This window comes from Parabacteroides sp. TM07-1AC (assembly GCF_003480915.1).
Lineage (GTDB): Bacteria > Bacteroidota > Bacteroidia > Bacteroidales > Tannerellaceae > Parabacteroides > Parabacteroides chongii.
Map to the genome: position 1 here is coordinate 661829 of NZ_QUKD01000002.1, position 24752 is coordinate 686580.

At 42.4% G+C, this 24752-nt stretch carries 12 protein-coding genes and 1 pseudogene; 1 reads left to right on the forward strand and 12 read right to left on the reverse strand.

Translation table 11 applies throughout. The annotated features are described in order from the left end of the window. Window positions 1-205: 205 nt before the first annotated feature. Window positions 206-1207, forward strand: a complete 1002-nt coding sequence (locus DXD68_RS07305) for a helix-turn-helix transcriptional regulator (protein ID WP_122360965.1) — start codon at window positions 206-208, stop codon at window positions 1205-1207. Window positions 1208-1220: 13 nt separating this feature from the next. Here the strand turns inward: DXD68_RS07305 and DXD68_RS07310 are convergent, their stop codons facing one another. The 12 genes and pseudogenes from DXD68_RS07310 to DXD68_RS07365 all read right to left on the reverse strand — a co-directional run bounded on the left by DXD68_RS07310 (window position 1221) and on the right by DXD68_RS07365 (window position 24708). Then, window positions 1221-3866: a glycoside hydrolase family 38 C-terminal domain-containing protein gene (locus tag DXD68_RS07310; RefSeq protein WP_122360966.1), complete on the reverse strand. Its 2646-nt coding sequence runs from the start codon at window positions 3864-3866 to the stop codon at window positions 1221-1223. An 11-nt stretch (window positions 3867-3877) separates the two neighbouring features. Beyond that, a pseudogene (locus DXD68_RS07315) lies at window positions 3878-6043 on the reverse strand (glycoside hydrolase family 3 C-terminal domain-containing protein). Between the two features lie 28 nt (window positions 6044-6071). Next, on the reverse strand, window positions 6072-8060 hold the full coding sequence (locus tag DXD68_RS07320) for a DUF5054 domain-containing protein (RefSeq protein ID WP_122361104.1): 1989 nt from the start codon (window positions 8058-8060) through the stop codon (window positions 6072-6074). A gap of 76 nt (window positions 8061-8136) precedes the next feature. Further along, the gene (locus DXD68_RS07325) at window positions 8137-10014 is read right to left on the reverse strand and encodes a right-handed parallel beta-helix repeat-containing protein (protein ID WP_122360967.1); all 1878 of its coding nucleotides are present in this window, start codon (window positions 10012-10014) and stop codon (window positions 8137-8139) included. Window positions 10015-10222: 208 nt separating this feature from the next. After that, window positions 10223-10918, reverse strand: a complete 696-nt coding sequence (locus DXD68_RS07330; RefSeq protein WP_122360968.1) for a DUF3823 domain-containing protein — start codon at window positions 10916-10918, stop codon at window positions 10223-10225. An 18-nt stretch (window positions 10919-10936) separates the two neighbouring features. Beyond that, window positions 10937-12712 carry a RagB/SusD family nutrient uptake outer membrane protein gene (locus DXD68_RS07335; protein WP_122360969.1) on the reverse strand — a complete coding sequence of 592 codons (1776 nt, stop codon included), beginning with the start codon at window positions 12710-12712 and terminating at the stop codon, window positions 10937-10939. A 19-nt stretch (window positions 12713-12731) separates the two neighbouring features. Then, complete coding sequence (locus DXD68_RS07340; RefSeq protein ID WP_158585863.1) at window positions 12732-16070, reverse strand: TonB-dependent receptor; 3339 nt, start codon at window positions 16068-16070, stop codon at window positions 12732-12734. Between the two features lie 225 nt (window positions 16071-16295). Further along, a complete protein-coding gene (locus DXD68_RS07345) occupies window positions 16296-17327 on the reverse strand; it encodes a FecR family protein (protein ID WP_122360971.1) in 1032 nt (343 codons plus the stop codon). 41 nt (window positions 17328-17368) lie between these two features. Further along, the gene (locus tag DXD68_RS07350; RefSeq protein WP_147382982.1) at window positions 17369-17944 is read right to left on the reverse strand and encodes an RNA polymerase sigma-70 factor; all 576 of its coding nucleotides are present in this window, start codon (window positions 17942-17944) and stop codon (window positions 17369-17371) included. A gap of 242 nt (window positions 17945-18186) precedes the next feature. Then, window positions 18187-20298 (reverse strand): right-handed parallel beta-helix repeat-containing protein, encoded by a 2112-nt coding sequence (locus DXD68_RS07355; protein ID WP_233577030.1) that lies wholly within the window; start codon window positions 20296-20298, stop codon window positions 18187-18189. A 48-nt stretch (window positions 20299-20346) separates the two neighbouring features. Continuing rightward, window positions 20347-22710 carry a GH92 family glycosyl hydrolase gene (locus DXD68_RS07360; protein WP_233577031.1) on the reverse strand — a complete coding sequence of 788 codons (2364 nt, stop codon included), beginning with the start codon at window positions 22708-22710 and terminating at the stop codon, window positions 20347-20349. A 120-nt stretch (window positions 22711-22830) separates the two neighbouring features. Further along, on the reverse strand, window positions 22831-24708 hold the full coding sequence (locus tag DXD68_RS07365) for a glycoside hydrolase family 97 protein (protein ID WP_122360973.1): 1878 nt from the start codon (window positions 24706-24708) through the stop codon (window positions 22831-22833). Window positions 24709-24752 lie beyond the last annotated feature (44 nt).

The following is a 24752-nucleotide window of genomic DNA, read 5'->3' on the forward strand; positions in this document are numbered from 1 at the left end:
GTCATGCTAATCATAAAAAAAGATCTCTATCAAACTTCAAATAACTATACCATGTTAAATAGTTGATTAGCATCTATGATATACATACAATCTAAAGAACTTTGAATTTATGTCTATATCTTCTTTTGCAAAGAAATAAAATAATTATTACATTTGATTTCCTTTTTTTTCAGTGAAAGAATATGCAATGATTTATCGATAGCTTATGAAAAATACACCCATTTATTTTGACATCGATGGCAAAATATATAGTCCCGATTGTTGCGCTCCTTTAGAGAATGCGACCAGACAACAGGAGATAGAAATGCACACTCTTGCCAGAGATCATTATCCTGGTATTCGCCTGAAAGAAAATGAACTGGAAAATATTAAATCAATCGGCTACTGGAATGCAACCAAGCAGCAATCATGGGATTTGGAATGGCATTACAATGAAGGTATTGAGATTTGTTTCCTTGAAGCCGGGCAGGTCGACCTTTTTATAGGAGATGAGATATTACCGCTTCATCCTCAATATCTATCGATCACACGTCCCTGGCTTCGCCATAAAATCGGACATATAGGACGCTCCAAGCTTCATTGGTTCATCATCGATGTCGGTGTCCGTTTCCCTCATCAAGATTGGATCTGGCCTGACTGGATTGTACTATCCAAGCCCAACCTTTCCAAACTGACCCGAATTCTTCAACTCAATGAGCAACCTGTCTGGAAAACGAATAACACATTGAAGGATTGTTTTGCAGAGTTGGGACAGACTATTCTGCAAAACGATACTCCTTATCTTGATTCCAAGATTAAAATATGTGTTAATCGTATTTTAATTTCTCTTTTAGAACTGTTTGAGAAAGAATCCGTATCCTTTGATGAGAAGTTAATCAGCAGTAAACGAAGTGTCAATATTTTTCTGGGAGAACTGGACTCCCTGTATGCACAGATCTGGACTCTCGAAAATATGGCTGAATATTGCGGATTGGGTGTCACGCAATTTTCTAAATATTGTCAGGAGATCACGAACCGCTCCCCCATGAAATATCTAAACGACATACGATTAGAAAAAGCTTGTCAGCAGTTGAAAGAATCTGCTGACAAGAATATTATCGATATCGCCTTCGACTGTGGATTCAGTTCCAACCAATACTTCACCCGTGTATTCAAAGAACGCTATGGGATGTCACCGCAACGATTCAGAAAGTCTCAAAAAGAATAATACTTATAGAAAATTATTCCAATATAAAACTGGCTGGTGCATAAGCTCCCAATTCCAGTTCAAACTTTCCGGATTTAATGTGGATAGGGTCTCCTTTCTTTTCCCCACGCAAATTTACCGGTACGGCAAGTGAGGCATTCATCCCTTTTGGCAACGTGACCATTAGTTTTCCTGAAACTCCAACCTGTTCCCAAACGCGTAGTAATGTTCCTGTATTTCCATCCGGATCGGCACCAAATGCGGTGACTGTCACTCCCGCACGAGAGACTTCTATACCCGATTGGGCAGCAGGAAGATTTCCTTCATTCTTTTTTACAGATACGGCTTGTAATGGATTACGCGCTTCCAATGCCGACGTCACGAACTGCCGGGATCTTTCTTCCGGAGTAGTACCTTCTTCTATCGTCCAGATACGAACCCGGGAACTCCACGTACCAGGATACCAATAACGGAAATTCGTATTCCACTGGTTATTATACAAATTAAGATAGACAACCGGCTGTTCCGGTACGTAATCATCTGAATATTTCCAACATCCGGGAACTCCCAAACTGATCAACGGATGATCGAGCGGACATACTGCCATTCCAGCTCCATCCCGACCGGTAATGGTTACACCATATTCAGCCGCATACAGATGCCGGTTTGCTCCCGATTGAATGTCCGTTGCCGGATTCATCACGCCTAACTGCCGGTAAACATTGAACTCCGGCTGCTCGATCCGGAAAGGCAGGCAGAGCCAGTCCGCCTCAGGCCAATTGTCTTTCGCTTTATCCTGTATCGTGATTTCCATATCCACATACGGCTGGTCTTTATACAAAGAGATACGCAATACAGAAGCCGGAAGATGGTTGGAGCGGTCGGAAGGCATAGCCAGTTCGGCTATTTGCACGTCACCCTCAGCAGTCATCTTCAACACACCTTGTTGGGGAGATGCGGCTCGATAAGGGACCTCTTTTTCCGACACCATACCCGGTTTGCAAATACCTGGATGTGCCCAATCTTTAGCTCGTCCTTGCTGGTAAGTCATCGTATAATCCAACGTTTGTTCATACGTGAACCGCTCATTCAGATACTGTCCGAAGCCCTGTTCGGCTTTCGGGTCTATCCACTCGCGTCCGCTCTTCTTATCTATCAAGGAAGTGATACATCCCCGTTCCGCATCGAAAGTGATTTTATAGTAGGTATTCTCAAGTGTGTTGCCTGACAATCTCTGTTCTTTGGTACTTACCTCTTTCAACGGGACAGTCCGGTATCCTCCTGCGGGGATATCCTTTACAAACAGTTTCTTTCCCTCTAGCTCTATCCAATCCGAACGCTTCCAAGGCAGCGGGTTGTAGACTATGGAAGAGGGTTTATTACATTTCACGTGAGTAGCCAAAGCCGTCATGTTCCTATCTGTAACCGAATGCGCGATGTCGGAGGCTTTCCGCACATAATTCGTTTTATCTTCCCACGAAGCTTCCAAATCTTTATTTTTTTCAGCCGGTAATTGCTGAAAAGCCTTTCCGTAAACATTCACTTGTCTTGATCCGCCCCACGTATGTTCGCCATACAAAGCCATCTTTTCATACGCTGTAGCTATCTCATCCGAAACCGCCGGTGTATCAACACCCCAACAGCCCAATTGCGTATGCAACGCCTCTGCTGCCGGTATCAATGAATGCGTTTCCCGCAACAGGCGTATTCCACCCGGGTCACACATCACCCCATGTATCCAAGTATCCGGCATAGCGGACTTCACCACGGGCAATTGCGGATTTTCTTTCATGATAGCATCGTAAAAGTCATCCATCGTTCCCATGTGCACATTCACATCCGGCATTTTCTCTTTTATCTCCTGAAACAATTCCTTAATTCGTTCTGCCGTAGGAGGTCCCGAGTTATCACCTGTCACTAGAATAGCCGGCCAAACCGTATAAGGCCAATCTTTTGCCGGCATCAGGTTTACTCCCATCATCGGATCATTCGGTCCCTGCCATTCTACAGGACACACGGCACAGTTTGTTCCGTAACTGGCAGAGTACAATATCATCACCCGCGAGCCATCCGGTCCTTCCCACCAAAACAATCCCGGTGTTTTAACAAACCCGCTCGGCCAGTTACAACCGATATGCAAAAATCGGATACCCGCATGAGCCAATACCGTCGCCAAAGCTCCTGTCTGCGACGGTTCGTCGGTCATCTTGCCAGAGTGTGACAAAGGCAAACCATACTTACGATTCAACGCAGACGAAAAGCCCAGTCCGCGTACCATATCCTCCACTCCACAAATATCAGAGATTAGCGTGAAAGGCAACGCATGCGAGATAATCTTCCCCGACCTGAATTTATCGTCCAATATCTGCCTACGCTGAGGCGTTTGCCCATCCCAGTCTTCCATCGTCTTCGACAAGACCCACCCGGGGATCGTCCAGGCAAACTGTTGTTCTTCGGGCAGATCGGCACAAGCATCCATAGCTTTAATGGCACGGTCGATCATGTCCGTTTGATAATAGTTCACCACATCATCCACCCGATGCGTATAGCCAATGTCAAAATGGGTCTTACAAATCACAATGACCTCTTTCACCTTAGTATTATATTCTTCTGCCACCTCTCCTTTTGCCAGAAAGGGAAGCAAAGATAACAATCCACAAAATATACTTTTCTTATCCATAAACCTATATTTTATTGCAACTCAAACATAGCTTTCGCCCTGACATCATCCGATGCCGAGCCGACCAACACCTGGAACTTGCCGGGTTCAACCACCCAGCCATGCTGCGCCGGGTCATAAAAACTCAGTGCTTCCTTATCTATCGTAAAGGATACATTGGCAGTTTCCCCCGGAGCCAATTTGACCTTGCGGAACCCTTTCAATTCCTTTACCGGACGAGGCAAGGAAGATTTCAGATCGCTGACATACAACTGAACCACCTCTGATCCTTCTCGCGACCCTGTATTCGTAACAGGTACCGTTACAGTCAAACGTCCTGTCGCATCCACAACCTTCCTATCAATAGTTACATTCCCATACTTGAATGTCGTGTAACTCAAGCCATGCCCAAAAGCAAAGTTGGGTTTGATTTTTTCTTTTTCAACCCACCGGTAACCGACAAAAATACCCTCTTTGTATTCGACCGTCTTTCCATCTCCGGGATAAGCTCCTAATGCATGCGCTGCCATATCGTCAAGCCGGACAGGGAAAGTTACCGGCTACTTTCCCGAAGGATTTGCCTTGCCAAACAATACCGATGCGATGGCATTCCCACTCTCTGTACCTCCATACCAGGCCTGAAGTATACCGGGTACCTGTTTCAACCAAGGCATGGCATACGCATTACCGCTTATCATCACGGCAACCAAATGTGGGTTGGCTTTCGATAACTCCGCTATCAATTCATCCTGCCCATACGGTAAATTATACGATAACCTGTCTGAACCTTCACTATCTTGGTTCGGTTCCTTATTTAACCCACCGACATAGACAACCACGTCTGCACCAACTACCGCTTTTAGCGCCTCCCGTTTCAGGCTATCTGCAGCAGATGCACCTTTCAATCCGGATGAATAACCGGGCTGATAAACGACCTCTATCTTATCGCCCGCCATCTTCTTTATCCCTTCCAAAGGAGTCACTTCATACAAAGCCTTCACTTCGGAAGAGCCACCACCATTGGCAACTGTCCGTATGGCATTCTCGCCTATTACTACTATCTTTTTCAAGCCGGAAAGACTCAAAGGCAGGATAGAGGCTTCATTCTTCAACAATACGATTCCCTCTTCGGCAATCCGGCGTGCAGCATCCGTATGCGCTTGGGTATTCATGACACCCCAAGGACGGTCTGTCGACATATTCGTCCGGTACATCATACGCAAAACACGTCTTACCTTTTCATCCAGCACTTTTTCGTCTGCCTTTCCTGATTTCAACAGTTGCAGATAAGCATTTCCCAAATAATAGTTTTCAAAAGCCTCTTCCGACCCTAAAGCGGTTCCATATTCCAAATCCAATCCATTGTCGATTGCTTCCTGAGTACTATGAGTACCGCCAAAGTCAGACAACAACACCCCGTCGAAGCCCCATTCCTTTTTCAATATGTCGTCCAACAAATAGTCGTTATGGCAGCAATGCTGGCCATTCAACAGGTTGTAGGCTCCCATCACAGTCCACACATGCCCTTGTTGCACGGCTGCTTTGAAAGCAGGGAAATAGATTTCATGCAAAGTACGCTCGTTGACCAGCGAATTGATATACATCCTGCCGGTTTCTTGGTTGTTGGTAGCAAAATGCTTCACACATGCTGCCACATGATTTGACTGGACACCTTGAATATACGACACTGCTATTTGAGACGCCAAGTAAGGGTCTTCCCCCATATACTCGAAACTACGCCCGTTGAGAGGTGTACGACAGATATTCACTCCCGGACCTAATATGATGTTTTTATTACGATACAGCGCCTCTTCGCTGTATGACTTTCCATACAAGATACCCATATCCGGATTCCAAGTGGCAGCCAAAGAGATAAGGGACGGGAACGCCGTACAATAGTCATTATTCGCCTTCGCATCCGACCAGTTTTCCCAACGGAACTCCGGACGCATACCGGTAGGACCATCCGTCGGGTTATTATCGGGTATACCCAAGCGAGGGACACCCCACGAACGATAGCCTCCATTGGCATGTATCAACCGCACTTTTTCTTCCAGAGTCATACGGGACAGAGCATCTTCCACACGTTTTTCCACCGGTTTGGCGGCATCCTGATAGATAGGTTTCGTTTGGGAAAAAGCGGTAAAATAACCAATCAAACCCAAAACAAGCCATCCTGTTTTCTTTATATAGCTCATTGTCTATTACTCTTATGTTTATTCGTCGTTAATCTATTCTTTCGATCGTGAAACGATAAGTTAACGATCCCTCATTCCACATACGGAAATTTGTATTCCAAAGATTATTACTCAGATTAAAATGAACGCCGCCCTTTTTGTCGGGATAATCCAATGAGTAATTTATACCTCTCGCTTCACCGACATTCACCAGGAAAGCGGCTTCACTCCATATACGGATGGTGCCGTTGGAGGTAATCAAATCCACATACCGGTCGATGCCATGCTGCTGGCGGTTGCCCTTTTCTACCACATCGAGCAGGTCAACACGCCCGCCTACCTTCTCTGCAACGATGGAAAGAATATCATCCGTAGTAAAAGACAGCCAATAAGCTTCCGGCAGGCGAACGGCTGGTTTACCTTTTATCGTCAAAGTAACTTCCGCCTTCTTTCCGTTCTTATAGTCCAATACATCTATATACATCTTTTCAGGAAGTACCCGCTGATCCACCTTACCTTCATTTTGGAAGACCAGTTCGCTTACCGTCCGTATCCCTTTCTTCTCTTTACGGACCTCCTGCTTGATAGTCTGTGCGGAGAGAGAAACACTGACGGCTTTCGACTTATCCAGTCCCGGCTTGCCTATATCAGCTAAAGCCCATCCATAATGGGCACGCAGGTAGTTATCCAAATACTGCTTATAATCGGCGGCATCATACATCTGGTATGATAAACCTTCGAGTTTCAATGCCCCCTTCTTCAGTACGGCAGCCTGCCAAGGAGTAGAAGAAACCGATTGGGCTTTTTCCGTAAAGACAGGAACAACCGGCTGGTCGATTTCCTTCATCTTCGCCAACGCCTCTGCCTGTAAATGCTGAGGAAGGTATTGGATCGCGTTATAAATATAATCGTCCAATTCCTTCCACGATGCTTCCGCCTTCCGGAAAGGTGCGGTGGCACGAGCCGGAAGGAAAAGGTCCATATCATATTTATCCCAGTTATGAAGATGCGTTTTCACATCCACTCCCTGCGTATGTTCGGCAATCAAACCCAATTCCAATACAAAATCGAGTGCTGCATCACTATTCTTGTCGATTTTCTTTTCACGCAACCATTGGGAATAGAGTTCAGACAAGGCTCTGAATTTCGCCATTCGTATCGGGGCACTTCCATAACCATATATCCAGGTATCCCCTATTTCCGATGTAACTACCGGCAACTGGTCCTGCATGGCAATCAACTCTTCGGCAATCTCATTGAAAGAGCAAGCTACCAGACGGGCATTCGGATAACGCTTATGCAGGTCGGCATAAATCTCTTTCACCTTTTCATACGAATGAGGACCGTGGTTATCACCGGTAAAGTTGATAGAAATAACAGCCTTTCCTCCCGGAAGTATATTCTCCGAGCCATAATCTTGCTGATAGACCAAAATCAGTTCGCTGCCATCCGTATCTCTCCAACGGCAGAACTCCGGTACATTAGGTATAGGGCAAGCCGGATTCACACCAATATGCAGAAAACGAATCCCTGCACGGCTCATCGGCGACACAATGCTACGCGTATGTCCCGGCACATCCGTCATTTTAGCGGCAATCGTCTTTTTTCCGTATTTTTCATCCAGCTTATGAGAAAGAAGCAGGCTTGTTTCAAACAAATCCAAGTTCATCGATTCCGACTCGACAGTGTAAGGAACAGAGTTCCAAACAATATCCCCCCGTCCGATAGCTGCCTCCAGGCGTTTCACTTCCTCTGGAGATGCCGTATGGAGATATTTCCAAATCAGCCACGCCCCTGTTGTCCAGACATATTTTTCACTTGCATTCTCTGCCCGTAATTTTTCTGACACATCCAAAGCCTTGGGTATAAACTCTGTGATATAACGTTGTGTCACCACGGAGCTCAAATCGGTAAAACCAACATCCAAATGCGTCTTAAAAACGACATAAACTTTATCGACGGAGGTATTTACTTCCTGTGCCACCAACTGGCAAAGTCCTCCCACAACCAGCAGTAGAAGGATTAACATTCGCTTCATAATCATCTTGTATTTTTAAAATTTAAACATTCTTCTTCCAGCCCATTCGGTAGATTTGTCACTTGCCAGCTAAACATCACCACACCTTAATACGATTACCTGATACTATTTCAAACGGTCCTATAGAAGGAGAGACAGTTGATCTCTTTTCTCCCAAGAAATCAATATCCAATAAAAACGGAGTACCATCGGCATTCTCGAACGGATAGGTCGTCAACTTGGCAACTCCCAAGCGGTCGGTATTGACCGGTTTGCCTTTCAACCGAGACAATTTAGTTTCCCCTTCGAATGTAATATATACTTCATCCGCAACTTCTTCCACTTTGAAAGAAGGGTTGAACGCATCATCCACCACACCCTGCACCTTCTCTTTCATAGGACGTGCTCCGTTACAGAACAGGTTGTCTTCGGCATAAATCACACCTGTTACCTCATTCAAAAACTCCAAGCCATACAATTTCTTATCAGCTCCTCCCACAAAAATATTGTTATAAAAACGCAGGTCGCCATGTTTTATCGGACTTACACCTTTCAACTCGGTAGAATGATTCAATTGGTAAGGGGTAAAACGGGTATAGTCTGCCTGCAGAGTCAACTTCCCTCCAAAAAAATTATTCAGGTAAGCACCTCCATCCGTTGACTGACAAAGCGACAGGGAAGAAAGAAACAGGTTATTATCCACAATATACGGACCATGGCTCACTTCTATAAACAAATCAGTCGAATTACGATACATCAAATTACCGGACACTCGTGTTCCTTGCGTCATCCAATCCAACCACATACCATACGACGTACAATCATGAATGCGGTTGTCCCGTATCACGGCATCGATCGCCCCATGAAATTTGATCCCGGCAATTTCATACCCGTTATACTGGTCTTTCACGTGGATGTTGTAGATATGATTACCGTAGACTTCACTGAAGGCAGCCATCGTCCCACAAATAGCCGTTTGTTCACAATTATAGATCGTATTGTTGCGAACAATGTGAGAACCGATCGTTTCTTTGTTCCAGCCATGGCGTGTTGTGTTGAATATAACTTCTATATAAGAGATATGCCCATCTTTCACTCCATCGGCATCATCAGCAGGAAGTACCCCGTCGCCGGTTGTACGCTCCTTGCCCAACGTAATGCCTGTGCTCTTGGCATCGTGGATGATATTATTTTCTATAATCCAACCCTTACACCAGTGCGTGGCGATTACACCCACCTGCTCATTCGTCGGCGAAGCCCACTTCGTACCGGCCTGGCTCATTTCAAACCCTTTGATGGTGATATAGTCCAGTTGCTGCTTATCCGGATAGAAGCAGGTCGGACGGGCAACCACCTCGACACATTCCTTATTGGGATCTACGGTACCGAAGCGAGCCCATATAGTCGTGTTTTCGTCATCCGTTTCACAATACCAGAAGTCAGTCGTTCCCTCCGGATCCGCCTTGCATACATGCGGCTTCGGATTTTGCAACTTACTCAAAGAATCCACTTCATAGAAGGCCTCTCCATTCAAATAGACCTCCCCCAAATGCGTGACACGTCCGTCATTGATAATCCAGTCACCATCAAACAGTTCTTTATAAGGATTGAAATCACCGAAAAGTGTGTTAGGAATCACCACCTTCCAAATACCTTTTCCCTCTTTCTTCCAGCCTTTGATCACTTCAGAGCCTTTAATCTCCACCTTTTCTCCTTCGGCAGCCTGATAAACAATCCGCCGATTATCGCTGGTCCCGCCATACATCGGTTTTATCCATTCCCGATACACTCCTTCATGTACCGTCACCACATCACCGGGTAATGCCTTTTGAGCCGCCCGATTGATGGTTTTGAAGGGGGCCTCGATTGTTCCAGCATTATTATCATTTCCTTTGGGAGAGACATGGTACTCTTTCGCTTGCAACATATTACAACACAGGCTTAATACCAAAATCCGATTCAGAATATTTCTCATGATATTTACTTTTATTTCAATGTACGAAGATAAAAACTGCCATTGCTATAAAAAATAGCAAATAGCTGCTTATTCGATGGATTATTATTGCTTTTCCACCCCAAAATAGTAACGCGGTTCGCCGCCCTCCGTTAACAAACCTCGTTATGCTTCGTCTGCAAGGTTAGTTATACTTCAGTAACGAACCGCGTTACAAAAATGCTACCAATCAATACTCCAACTTCACTGTTTCTGCAAAATTGTAGCGTTTGCTGGAATTGTCCGTTCGCGCACCAACCTTTACATAATAGGTCTTACCTTTGGTCAATCCGGTAATCGTCTGTTTGTACGTTGTAGACAAAGCTTCTTCATCCGGAACACTACTCAAATCGATCATCGGACTCAATGCCGTTGTAAAATAGTTTGTCCCCACATTCGGGTTGTCATGAACCACAAACACACGTGTATCCAATATCTTATCACCTACTTTTGGACGAGATATAGTCCATTCCACCTCTATGACATCCCCTGCTATCTCTACTTTTTTAGGGTGAATCGATAAATAAGGAGTAACCTTAAAGTCTATATTTTCAGACTTCTTGATTGTTACAGATACTGGTTCTACCGGAAAGAAAGCTCCTTCCACCGGTTGTACATCATAAGTCGCACTAAATATCTTCGTATTTTTAAATGTTCCGTCGGCTTTTCCCCAAAAATATTCCGGTGTCGCCGATTCACTCCAACTCGTTTCTACCATCTTTATTCTGAAACCATTCGGTTGTTCAGATATAATAGGTTTATTAGTCGTTTCATCTATCAAACTTCCCGCTATCGCTGCATTAGGACCTTCCATGTTATCAATATCGCCACACGACATCATGCCCAATGCAAACAACATACACATTAATAAACTGATCTTTTTCATATTGTTATAACTATTGAATTAATAACCTGGATTGTTAGGTAACAAATTCGGATTCTTGGATATTTCACCGTCCGGTACTTTTGCATAATTTACTTTTACATCATATGTATAAGTAGTACTTATTTCTTCTTTGGTAAAGATATATTTACCCTCATCATAAATATAATACGGACATAATGCAGTGTATTTTTTGTTATTCATCAATTTATCCGCAATTCTCCATCTCCGCAAATCCCAAAAACTATGTTTTTCAAATACCAATTCCATACGTCTTTCTTTACGGATATTCTCTTCCGTTAATTGATCCAATGTATACAATTTAGCACCAGCTCTTTCTCTCACTTGATTGATCAAATCCAAAGCCTCTTGCTTTTTCCCTAAATAAAAAGCAGCTTCTGCCTGATTTAATAAAATCTCGGCATAACGCATTTCGATAAACTGAGTAGTAGAACGCCCATGTATAATCAAGTTATCTGCCAAAGTTGGATCCTGATACTTTCGTACAAAAAAACCTGTTGTCGTTGTTTCATTATGTCCCATACCACTTTTACCCATTATTGGCATATTCTGATACATCGCAGAAAAATCCGTTGTTGTTTTTAATTCTCCATTCGGAAAACTGCTCCAAATACCTTTTCTGATTTCTATGACTTCGTCTTTATAAACATCATTCGGTAAAATAACACTACCTCTTAAACGAGGTTCTACATCTTTAAAGATGTCATACGGATTATCATAGCGAATAGGATTACCATTTGTATCTGTTGTTTTTAACACAAACGGATTACCATTGATATCATCAAACAATTCGACAATCTCCAATGTCGGGTTTAAAATACTGGAATATCCTTCAGGACCTCTTACTTGAAATGGGACCTGATGTACATCCCAACTATGAGTTTTATCGGGATATTGATAATATTTAGCAAAGATCACTTCCGGATTGTCTTCATCCAGAAATAGGTTCCAATAATTTTCAAACTTATCCGTATGCTTATTATATAACGAATATTTTCCATCCAATTTGGAAGCAGCATCGTACGCTGCCTGATAATAGCTTTGCGCTTTAGATGCAGGCATGCCTAAAAGTTCTTCATAACCACTAACTGGGGTATCAAACAGACAAAGTGAGGCCGCATAAAGCATTGCTCTTGATTTTAATCCATAAGCGACATATTTATTTACACGACCTCGCATCAGACTTTCTTCCGGAAGTAGTTCTATCGCTTTATCCAAATCTTCCGCAATAAAATCCCATCCTTCTTGTTGTGTATTACGAGGAATCTGCAGTTCTTCAATGCTCGCTTCCGGATAGTTTTTCACTTCTTTCACCAAAGGAACAGCCCCATATCGGTTTACCATAGCAAAATAGTAGTAAGCACGACAAAAATAAGCTTCCCCCAACCAAGCATTTATTTTATCTGCTGGGAAACTGGCTTCATAAAGAGGCATGTTTTCAATAAAATAATTTATTTTCCTCACCCGATCGTAAGCCCAAAACTGAAACATATCTCCAGTAGGAGAATCGTATACAAAGAAAAGTTTATTGTTCACCAACTCCCCTGACATATGCCCTGCCTGAGGCCAACTGTTCCAATAGTTACCAAATCCATACACAGTAGCTTGATGATCCTGTATTGGTAAATCATTATACAAAGAAGACATATATGAAGAGATACCAGACTCGGAAGCAAAAATATCTTTATCTTGAATGATATTAAGAGGCGGAACGTCCAACGAATTACAACTGGTACCCAATATCGCTATAAATAAAAAGGTTATTATCTTTTTCATGATGATTCTGTATTTAAAATTAGAATGTTACATTCACACCTACATTGTAAGTTTTTGTAATAGGATACAGACAGCTGTAACTATCACTTGGATGTTCCGGATCAACATACTTTAATCCTGTCAGAGTAAACAAATTGTATGCGTTCAGATAAAGTCGCAAATTTTGAATACCAACCTTCTGCATCCAATGCTGCGGCAACGTATAACCAACCTCCACACTCTTCAAACGAAGATAATTTACATGTTGAACACTACGAGTAGAGGTCCAGTAGTTTGTTGTTTCTCCTCCATTATTAGTAGAGGGATAATACCCCGGAATCCATTCTGTATTCGGATCTTTCGGATCAGCCCCCATCTCTGCTGTATGCCAACGATCCATAAACATAGAAAGACCACCACGGTCCCAAGTCAATGGTCTTTCCATTTGTACCTGATTTACAACTGTACCTTTAGCAGCACCCTGGAACAATAAATTTACATCAAACCCTTTATATGTACCAGCCAAAGTAAAACCAAAGTTAATACGAGGATCTCCACTCAACTCAATCGGTCGAACATCATTATCATCAATGATACCATCTTCGTTCCAATCTTCATAAATGTAATCACCTGGACGAAGAATCGAATTTCCTTTATTATCTTGAATCGGAGCAGACCATATTTGTCCCATATTCTGAAAATAATCGATAAAATCATATCCCCAATAATAATCGCTATAACGGTCATTATTATTATCGCGCCAGTTACGATAGGAGTTATTCGATTCAGCTCTTTCCACATACTTGTTCATTGTTCTGAAATAGGACATATTAGCAGAAATCATATAGCGGAAATCACCAATTGTATTCGTATGTGATAAACTAAGATCAAATCCACGTGTTAAATCACCATTTAGGTTTTCCTGAGGCAACGCAGATCCCAATGTTCCAGGAACAGACAAGACTCTGGTTGATAACAAATTCTTTCTATTTCGACTAAAAATATCTCCCTGAAAACTTAACAGACCATTCCACATATCGATATCCAAACCTATATCAGCAGTATGTGCTTCATACCAGGTTATATTTGGATTAGCCATTCCTCTAAATCCCAAACCACTGATATAAGAATTATCAAAAATATATCCCCCATTCGGATAAGAATAACCGGACAAAAATTGATAAGTAGAAGCATCATCATCACCTAATATACCATACGTTGCACGTAGTTTCACATTATTTATAAATGATAATGCATCCGTATTTTTAAAGAAAGACTCTTCAGAGACACGCCAGGCTGCTAAGAAAGCAGGAAAGAATCCCCATTGAGAACCTTTTGCAAATTTGGAAGAACCATCATAGCGAAAACTAAATTCTGCCAAATATTTTGATTTATAGTCATAGTTTATTCTACCGACAAATGCTTTATTTGCCATATCGAAAAAGACTTTCGGATCTGTATTCATTGTTGCCTGCTGATTAGTCGTACTTCCAGCAAAAATTTGATCGACAGCATCCATCGGTAAATCCCTTTGCGCAGCAAAATTATCCGAACGATTTGTTGTTTCTTCATACAATGCTAAAATCTTCAAATTATGATCTTCATTAAATGTTCTTTCATAATTAAGCCTTAATTGCAACAAAGTTCTTTCCACTTTCCCATAACTACGTTGTATCAGTGAAGGAGAATAAGCCTTGTAAGGTTGATAAATATCAGATGCGCTATCATACTCATACAACGTATACTCCTTTCTGGATAAACGATTGTCAGAGTTATCATAGTCATAACTATACATAGCTCCCACATTGAGGCCTTTTATAAAAGGAACTGTATAGTCCAATGTAAAAGTTCCCTGAAATAATTTCTGTTGATTCTTTCTATAGCCACTTATGTCTGCATCAGTAAGAGCCAATGGATGGTAAGCCCCTGGTAATTGTTGCAAATAAGCCGGATTATTATTGGCATAAACAGGTAATGTCGGTATATGCATCCAGGCTGCTTTATATATTTCCCATGCATCCATTACAGGCTCGTTTTTAGTCCCCATCATCGCATTCAGTTGCATCCCCACTTTAAGATTCTTTGTTATCTGCCCATTTATATTCGCTCTGACATTATAACGTTCGTAATTCAAATCACCACTGGAATAGAAGCCGTCTTGTTTCATGTAACCAAAGTTCAGGAAATAATCAATCTTTTCTGATTTACCCTGAGCACTGATACTATGTTGAGTTTGCGGCGCAATCTTGTCAAATCCGACATCTGACCATTTTGTTTCAGGTTTCAATCCTTTACGATAAGCATCGATATCTTCTGCCGAGAACATTAAACTTCCTCCTTTATTGATCGAGTTCTCGTTTGTCAATTCCATCCAGTCTGCAGCATTCAATGTTTCAGGTATATTAGAAGCTTGCTGCCAACCGACGGAACCATTATATTCCAATGTTAATTTCGAGCTTGTTCCTTTTTTAGTAGTAATAATTACCACCCCATTTGCAGCCTTTACACCATAAATAGCAGCCGAAGCATCTTTCAGTACCGTAAACGATTCTATTTCATTCGGATCCAGGCGATCCATATTCGTACGGGGAACTCCATCTATAATTACCAACGGAGCACCCATACCACGAATTTGCATATCCGTATTATAGCTTCCCGGTTCTCCGGATTTCTGAACGACACGAACACCGGCAATCTTTCCGGAAATCATATTCTTCACATTCTCATTACGAGTTTTTACCAGCTCTTCGTTACCGATATTACTTACAGCACCGGTCAATGTTGCTTTCTTTTGTGTACCGTATCCTACAACCACTACTTCCTCCAGATTCTGAGAATCTTCTTTCAATATTATTGAAAAATCGGTACGACTTCCTACTGATATATCCTGACCAAGATAGCCGATATAAGAGATTTGTACGACAGCTTTTTCAGATACAGTCAGCATAAATTTCCCATCAATATCTGTCACAACTCCATTGGTCGTCCCTTTTTCCATCACATTGGCTCCAATTATAGGTTCACCGTTCGGATCTTTTACGATACCCGTTATTCGTTTTCCTTGTTGTTGCTGAACAACCGCATTCTTTGTCAGAAAAATCTGTCTGTCATCTATTTTATATGACAAATCATACTTTTCTACCAGATAATCCAATATCACAGTGATATTGGATTTAGTCTTCTGAAGACTAACCGGCAAATCGTTGGGAATATCTTTACTATTGTAAAAAAACAGATATTCAGACTGTTTCTCCACTTGTTTCACCACATCATAAAAAGTACCGTTTTTAACATCTACTGATACCTGTGTGGTCTGTGCATACGTATTGGCAGATATATGTATGATACATAATAGCGTAAATGCCAGTGTTAATTTCATGATACGCCTTATTTTTGGAGACAAAAAGCCCCATTCTTGATATTTTTCCATATTTTTGTGTATTATTTTAAGTTTGAAGTCTTTCCGTTTCTGTTTGCCGACGTTCGCGGGAAGACTGAAATGAATAATAGTTCGGGAGGTGCCTGGCATTTCCCGAATTTTTTTAATTGTTTACTTCTCTGGTGGTTCCATCCTTTCTATTTTTAAAGTTATACATCAAAACAATTATTTTTCGGAGTAAATACGGATCACATGCCCCTCTTTCCTATACCGAAACTTATTGTATTGGCCTAAAGGTTTCAAAACCTCTTCGATCGTGTTTTTCAAAACCAAACTACCGGTATAAACAGACTTAGCGAGTTTGTCATCTTCTATCAAAATAGTTACATCGTACAGATGTTCCAGTTCAGACATTACGTCCGAGAAAGGTTTATCTTTAAATTTATAAAGACCTTTTGTCCATGCCAACTGAAACTCATCATCACTACGGAAAGTCGTTATTGTTCCGGTTTGCTTATCGATACGGGCTGTCTCATCCGGATGTAAAACTTGTTCTTCACGTATCGAACCTTCCGTATCATAAGAAGTCAAAAGAACTTTCCCTGAAATCAAGGAGGTCACAGTATGATCCATATCCGAATAGGCCTTTACATTAAAGACTGTCCCTAAAACTTTTACGTCATGTCCTTTCAACCGGACAACAAATGGTTTCTGCTGATTCTCGGCAACTTCAAAAAAACCTTCACCATCCAGCATTACCATCCGTTCTTTCTGGTCGAAGCGTGTCGGATATTGAATAGTCGTTCCGGCATTCAACAGGACTTTAGTTCCATCCGGAAGGAACAAAGAGCTTTTCCCACCCCCTTTTTCCACCACAAATCGTGTATAACTATCTGCCACCTCTTGCGGTTGACGGAGATTGTGATAATACAAATACTGTATGCCCAACGACAAAGCCAATAGGATAATTGCAGCATAAGACAATAATAGAGTTATGGACTTTCGAGACACTTTCGGTTGTTTATCCACATTTATTTTCTGCCGCATCTTCTCCCAACTAGCCTCTATCGGATATTTTTGCGCATCGAGCCGTATGGATAAAGAATCATAAACTGATTGTAACTCTGCCAACTCCCGTTTCTTGTCTTCCGACTTCCGGACAATATCCAACAGCCGCTGCAAAGATTGAGTATCAGCTGTATCCTGTAGATACCGGATCAGCAACTTTTCATAATCGATATGTTCTTTATGTTTCATTATTTTGCTTTTCTATCCCGAAAACGATTTTCATAAAAGATTTACTTACTCAGAAATGAAAAAAATAAAATAAGTAGAGTCAATGCTCCGCGTAGTATTTTCAAAGCTTTATACAATTGAGCTTCTACCGTACGTTGTGAGATGGACTTATCTTTGGCTATTTCGGATGCTTTTTTCCCATCGACGTAAGAGGCAAGAAATATTTCCCGGCATTTAGGAGGCAATTGATTGATTTTCCCAAAAAGAGTATTGAGGCTGTCGTTTTCTTCCTCATAATAAAAAGGCTGTTCAGAGCAAGATAATATTTCCATCATCAACTCTTTCTTATAATACTCGGCATATCCTTGTTTTACCTCTTCGTGTTTCAGCACATCCAAACAGGCATTGCGAAGAGATGCAAACAAAAAATATTTAAGTTCGGAAGCTTTGACACACAAAAAGAGTTTCTGATTCCAAACCTTCAAAAAAAGCTCCTGCACCAGGTCTTCTGCCGTTACCATACCGACATACCGGGCTGCTGTAGCAACTAAGTCAGGGGTATAGGCTACATATATCTTTTTAAATAATTCCACCTCATCCCGCGGAATCAAATCTCCCTTTTCTCCACTTAATTTCATAAGATTAGAATCGCCGGTATAACAATTACACAACAAAAACGATTTAAATCAAATATTTACTTACTCCGTCATCAGAAAAATCGAAACAACAGATTATTCAGCTGCATATATCCGCTTTTCTAAAATCGTTAAACTACAGCCCAAAAGTGTTTCACCTAAGAGAAACAGTTGTTTCATCCAGGAGAAACACTTGTTTCATCCAGGAGAAACACTTGTTTCATCAGGGTGAAACACTTTTAAGATTATTTCAATGTCGAACCGATCTCTGCATAAGGGATATCTTTAAAACCGGCTATCCGTTTAAAGACAGGGGCATCTTTTCGGAATCCTTTTAAAGGGTCAGCCGGATCGACAAAGCCCGGATCTTCATTAGTTGTCCAGTTATTCCAAAACTCACCCCACTGGCTGTTGCCATGCAACAGGTTAGTTATATTATAAAAGAGATTGCCGTATATCCGGTTCCGTTTCGGGAAAGCCGGGTCTTCCTGCCAGTAATTGACCAATTCCGGATATTTCACACTATAAGGGGGTTGCGTATAATTGACGGCTTGCAGACGTTTGTCGTAAATATCTCCTTTGTTCACCATGTTGCTTGCCCAGTTTTGCAAACGATTATCCAGATGGATAGCCGTAGGGGAATCAATAAAGATATTATTATAGTATTTATGATCCATTCCGCCTCCAATCAGCACAGGTAATGAACCGGCTTTGAAATAGATATTGCCATAGACTTCGCTTCCACAGGCACCATCGTCATGGTAAGTGGCTGTTACCCGATGACGCGGACTTAATTCGTGGAAATAATTATAACGGATCACATTCCCCCGTTCCGACGGGTCACGTCCATAATAAATAGCTCCCTGGTCGTCTACCTCCTGACAAACCTGCGTAATATCACAATATTCTATCGTATGCTCATTTCCATGAAACAGAATGGCCATGCTCGGTGCATCCGATATGTCGCATTTGGTAACCCGGTTGCCTACGCCATCTATCCAAACGCCCGGACGGTAGGATTTCTCAATACGGTTGTAGCGGGATATCTTACAATTCTCAACGTAATTATCCGAACGGGTCAGCGTAACGCGGTTGCCTCCTCCCAAACTGACACCGCCGGCTCCGGTATTATAAATATAACAATCCTTTACACCGTTGTTTCTTCCGGCTTGCCGATCCAGAATAGAGTTTTCGTAGATCTTTCCCATCATATCGCCTACCATTCTGCCACAAAGTTCACCTCCTGCTTCCATGGCATGTTTTTGAAGCGTGTTGTCTTCTTTGGGCGAATCAGTACCTTTCCCTATGCAAACACCTACATTTCCGACATTGCGGATGGTGCATCCCTGCAACAATACGTTTTCCGTATTATCCATATAAACACCTATACCCCGGCTGTTTTCAATCGTAATGCCTTCTATGGTTACATTTTTACAATTCTCTACGACTATGACCGGCTCGTCCAAAACGGTCAGGCGGACTTTGGTTATTTTTTGATCTCCCGGCAGGAAATAAAACTTCTTTGCATCCGGATCAATCACATATTCTCCCGTCCGGTCTATTTCTTCCGGCAGGTTCAAGGCAAACCATCTACGGAAATCGGCTCCGGTAAAGAACTGATAGGTTGTAAACATACCGACAGAGATGCTGGAGTCTTGCGGGTTGACCGACTTAACCGGTATCATATCATCTGCATAGCCATACCCGAAATATCCGCCAATCCACATATTATCCGTGTTTTTCCAATGAGCCGGACGTTCCTCCTGATAATGAAATACAGGCAATCGACCCAGCTTTTTATCTTCCGGTCCGCCGGACACATCGACCCGTCCAATCAATGCCATCGAATCGTTCGGCCAACGGGATAAGTGCAACGGTTCGTTGTCAATCATCAACTCCGACCAGGCAGGTAGTGACTTACGTCCAAAACCGGAAGGACGGATATTTGCCAAAGTTTCGACAATACCTTTACAATCTACCTCAACCACTTTTCCACGTACACTTTCCTGCAGGCGGGACAGGATAGCCTGATCTTTCACTTGTCTTATTCTACTCAAAGGGATCACTTTATCACCGGATACGGATACCTTTTCTCCCTCTTTCGCTTTTATCAGCAAAGAAGACCATTTACCCGGTTGGATTTCAATAGTTTTATCCGTACGGTATTCGCCGCCCTTCATTTCAATGATCACATCTCCTTCCAAAGATGCAGCTTTACGAATAGCCTGCTGCAAAGTTCCCGAACCGGGTTTTACAATTATTGTCGTTTGACGATTGCCTGACTGACTTTCACTTTTTCCATGAACAAAAATGCCTTGTAAAATAAAAACGACTAATACGATAAACTTCATTTTCATTATTTATTTCCTCCTATAATATTTACTGAACAATAAGATAACCGTACACTATTCTATCCCCCATTGCTTGTTGGGCTCAGGACCCAGTTCTATTTCAAGTACTCCCCCCTTGGCAAATTCGGTATGAGGGAAATAATACGTATTCAATGGATTACCGTTCAAACGTGCGGATTGGATATAGACATTCTTTGCCGAATTATTCTTTACTTCAATAACAAACTTCTTTCCCGGATAATAACGTTCATCCAGCTGAATCGTTATACGGTCAAAGATCGGAGAGGTTATTTCATAGTGGGGATCCACAGAGGCTCCACCTTGCACATCAAACAACCCGATCGCCATCAGAACTCCCAGAGCTCCCATCTGTCCCTGATCCTCGTCACCGTTATAACCTCCGTAAGGCGTTATATCCCCAAATACATCTTTTTTTATTCTCCGAACCCAGTATTGAGTCAACCAGGGAGCACCGGCATGGCTGAACAGATGTGCCATATGCAAAGAAGGCTGGTTTTCATAATCTACCCAATTCTGTGCGTGATGTCCGTGAGGAGTTATAAAATTATTCGGGGCAGCCAGTTCAAACTGACGGTTTAATTTATGGACAAAGGAGTCTTTTCCTCCTATCAGATAAATCAAATCCGGAATATTATGAGGGACATAATAAGTAAAGATAGCTGCATTACTTTCTACAAAACCCGGCATATTGAAACCTTTCCCCACAGGTGCGAAATCTTTTAACCAATCTCCGTTCTTCATCCGGGGACGCATCCATCCCTGTCCGGGATCAAACATATACCGGTAATTAAACGAACGGTTGTTATATTTGTTATACACAGAATCGATTCCCAGCCCTTTGGCAAATTGAGCCAAACACCAATCCTGATAAGCAAAGAAAAGCGTCATGGCACAGCCTTCCCGATGTCCGCCTTTTCCCTCGATGCCTTCCGGCACGAAACCTTTCTCCGTATAATATTTCATATACTCATTCACTTCCGTTTCATAACCTGCATGATCACGTATGCCTCCCGGTTCAGCATTCTTGATACTACCTTCCAAGGCGGCATTCAAGTCAAAATCATGTATGCCTTTATTATAGGCGGAAGCTATCAGAGGTATTGCCTGATCGCCCACCATCACATAGGTATAATTCCCGCCACTGGGTCCACGGGCAATCAAACCTCCTGTAGGATAATATCCGACCATCGTAGATACAAACTCGCTCATAATCTTAGGATAAGCCATCGACCATAAGATATTCAAATTAAATTCTGTACCCCATAATGCATCGGAGTTATAGACAGTATACGTTGGGACACCGTTTTTCAGTGGTACCTGGCATACAAGCGGAGTATCCCCCGTGTTATCCGTATATTTCCCATTCACATCTGAATAAGTATGACGACCTAACAATGCATGCCATAAGTCTGTATAAAATTTAATCCGCTCCTGCTCGGTTCCGCCTTCCACTGTTAGCTTGCTTAACTCTCCGTTCCATTCAGCATAGGAGTCCCCGACAACACGATCGAAATCCCAATGTTTCAGTTCGGTATTCAGATTCAGGCGTGCCTGTTCTTCATCCACATACGATAAAGCGACTTTCATTAATAAAGGCGCATCACCCAAGGGTTTAAATCTGACATAACCGCCAACCTCCTTTCCCTCTAGGGCTTGTTTCTTTGTCAGTTCTTTTTCGTCACCGACCTTCTCCCAACCACCAAACTCATGGATGGAACGGTTGAATTGAGCTACAAAATACACCGTACATGTTTTCTTCCTTCGACTGGTAGGAGCCATAACGGCATATCCTGCAATCTCTTTGGAGGAAACCTTACGGATGGCAGCTTTCTCCATAGCCCCATGTCCTAAGAATGCACCGACATCAAACAGGACATTGGCCATTTCCTTTTGAGGAAATGTATAGCGGTGCATACCTACCCTGGAGGTAGATGTCAGCTCTGCCTTTATTCCATATTTATCAAGCGTAATCTGATGATAACCGGGTTTAACTATTTCCGTATCATGTGAAAATCCCGATTTATATGTCTCCATTCCTTTGTGGCCTGTCACCTCACCCGTTGTCGGCATGACCGGAATACCGGAAATCTGCCAGCAATGAATATGGCTGAAACATCTCACTTCGGTCGAATCATATAAATAACCCGAATTCCAACTCCCTTTCACCCACGTGTCCGGACTCAAACTGACCATCCCATAAGGACGACTGGCCGACGCAAAATAAAACCAGCGTGATTTATGGCTGTCAATCTGGGGACGAACATGATCCACAGGAGATTTCACCTCCTCCGCACGGCTTGCTATGCCTGACATTGAAAAGAATAGCAGAGTAAGAATAACGCACTTACCAGCGATAATGAAGGCGGGTATTTTATTCAAATAAAATATTTCTTTCATGGTATGAATAGTTTATTTCAGATTACAAAGATAAAAGCAGCTATTGCTATGAAAAATAGCAAATAGCTGCCTATTTGGTGGATTATTATTGCTTACTTATTTTATAAGCCAACCATTTTTTCAACGGGTAATATGTAATACACATCCGCTGTTGGCCTCTACATCGAGCGTCAACGACGGTTGTAGTTTCATCGTTTTAATGCTTACTACATCCTTTTTCTTTCCCGGAGCCTGATAATAAAGAGTTGCATTATAGGTTGTCACATCTTTCAAAAAATCCAGCGGGACAGATACCTGTTTCTTCTCTCCTGCGTTCAATACACTGACATACCAATCGGAACCGGAACGACGAGCCACAACGGCATAATCTCCCATCTTCCCATCCATAAACCGCGTATCGTCCCACACTGTCGGAATGGAATTATAAAAACGGGTTGCTACATCCGTCTTTATCACCGATTCGGCAGAACCGGCTCCACCGGCTTTTCTCGGAGATTTCTCCGGACGATCGTACCAATAGACAAATTGCCAGGGACTGTAAATAGCCACCAATTTGGCTAACTGGGCGGCACGTCCTCCCATCTTTGCCGTTACTCTTTCGGCAAAATAACAATTAGTATAATCTCCTGCTCCACAAATCATACGGTTATATAACGTGTAAATAGCTTGATCCAAAGAAGGTCCTTCTTCATCACCGCGAATACCTTCCTGAGTAAGCAAATTCGGGTACGTGCGTGAATAGCCCGTCGGACGATATTCGTCATGGATATCAACCATCAATTCATATTTGGCCGCTTTGCGGACTGCCTGATGCAACCAGGCAGTAGCATATTGATCACCGACATTTACAAAACCGTATTTTACACCTTTAATGCCCCATATCTTATACAAAGGAAGTATTTCATCCAATTGCTGATGCAGGGCTTTTTTATTTACATATACTAATATACCTACGCCTTTAGAATTGGCATATTCTATCACTTTCGGCAAATCGAGCGGTCCTTTCGAGCGAGCCGGATCGATAGTAACTGTCGTTGCATCCGATTTCATATCTTCTTCCGCACCATACCAACCGGCATCAAACAGCACGTAAGCAATATTGTTTTCTGCAGCAAAATCGATACAAGCCAAACTGCCAGCCGTAGTCAACGTGACTTCACGAAGCACTTGTCCGGGTTTGATCCAGCTCGTATTCGCTATTTGATTGGGTTCATTCAGATTAAGAACGAAATAATTATGTTCCACCAATTTTCCCGGATGTTCGGCAACCATAACATAACGCCAGGGTGATTGGTAATCAGCCAAATCCAGGTTCACCTTTCCTGATAGTACAGATTGTACGCCAAAACCGGTTTCACTCTTTTCCAGTTTCATGCGGGAATAATCGACCAAAGCGGCTTCACCGATCGCCACAAAGCGATGGTCGTTTACTTGAATGACTTGGGGGCGGTCGGCAGCACCGCTCAACGTGCTCAACCTCTTTTCCGAATAAGCACCCTGTGCCATACCGGTTACCCAAGTCTTACAGTCTTCTTTGAATAGGAATTGTGTTTTCTCGTTCAGCAAAGTCTGATTCCAAAAATCCAGTTTATCGAAGGCATAACGGAAAGCCAGTCCTTCGTCGTACAGACGGACTTCCAACGTCATCTCTTTTTGATTTGCATCGGAGCGGAGCGTCAGTTTGAGTTCGTTATAGCGGTCGGTGATAAGTGAGCGTTCGCCATAGACAGGTTTCCAGGTTTGATTGACTTCGTTTCTTTTCTGGTTGGTTACCAGCCAGTTGCCAGCTAAGGTATTTTCTTCCAGATTAAGTTGAAGAGTTTTCACGTCTACAACCTGGTCTCCTTTTTCATACAGACCAATCCGGACAGATGTTCCATCTACTTGAATTTTAGCATTCAATGTTTCCGAAGGGCTTACCAGGGGTAACAGAGTTTGTGCACTAAGCAGCAGAGGCTGTAACAGGGCACAAAATAATAAACTAATTGTCTTTTTCATCCTTTTATCTTTAACAATAAAACCTCTATCCTCTTACATGAAAG

Excerpts from the sequence above, each read along its gene's own strand:
- DXD68_RS07305 (WP_122360965.1), top strand. The coding sequence starts at position 206 with ATGAAAAATACACCCATTTATTTTGACATCGATGGCAAAATATATAGT.
- DXD68_RS07310 (WP_122360966.1), bottom strand. The coding sequence starts at position 3,866 with ATGGATAAGAAAAGTATATTTTGTGGATTGTTATCTTTGCTTCCCTTT.
- DXD68_RS07320 (WP_122361104.1), bottom strand. The coding sequence starts at position 8,060 with ATGAAGCGAATGTTAATCCTTCTACTGCTGGTTGTGGGAGGACTTTGC.
- DXD68_RS07325 (WP_122360967.1), bottom strand. The coding sequence starts at position 10,014 with ATGAGAAATATTCTGAATCGGATTTTGGTATTAAGCCTGTGTTGTAAT.
- DXD68_RS07330 (WP_122360968.1), bottom strand. The coding sequence starts at position 10,918 with ATGAAAAAGATCAGTTTATTAATGTGTATGTTGTTTGCATTGGGCATG.
- DXD68_RS07335 (WP_122360969.1), bottom strand. The coding sequence starts at position 12,712 with ATGAAAAAGATAATAACCTTTTTATTTATAGCGATATTGGGTACCAGT.
- DXD68_RS07340 (WP_158585863.1), bottom strand. The coding sequence starts at position 16,070 with ATGAAATTAACACTGGCATTTACGCTATTATGTATCATACATATATCT.
- DXD68_RS07345 (WP_122360971.1), bottom strand. The coding sequence starts at position 17,327 with ATGAAACATAAAGAACATATCGATTATGAAAAGTTGCTGATCCGGTAT.
- DXD68_RS07350 (WP_147382982.1), bottom strand. The coding sequence starts at position 17,944 with ATGAAATTAAGTGGAGAAAAGGGAGATTTGATTCCGCGGGATGAGGTG.
- DXD68_RS07355 (WP_233577030.1), bottom strand. The coding sequence starts at position 20,298 with ATGAAAATGAAGTTTATCGTATTAGTCGTTTTTATTTTACAAGGCATT.
- DXD68_RS07360 (WP_233577031.1), bottom strand. The coding sequence starts at position 22,710 with ATGAAAGAAATATTTTATTTGAATAAAATACCCGCCTTCATTATCGCT.
- DXD68_RS07365 (WP_122360973.1), bottom strand. The coding sequence starts at position 24,708 with ATGAAAAAGACAATTAGTTTATTATTTTGTGCCCTGTTACAGCCTCTG.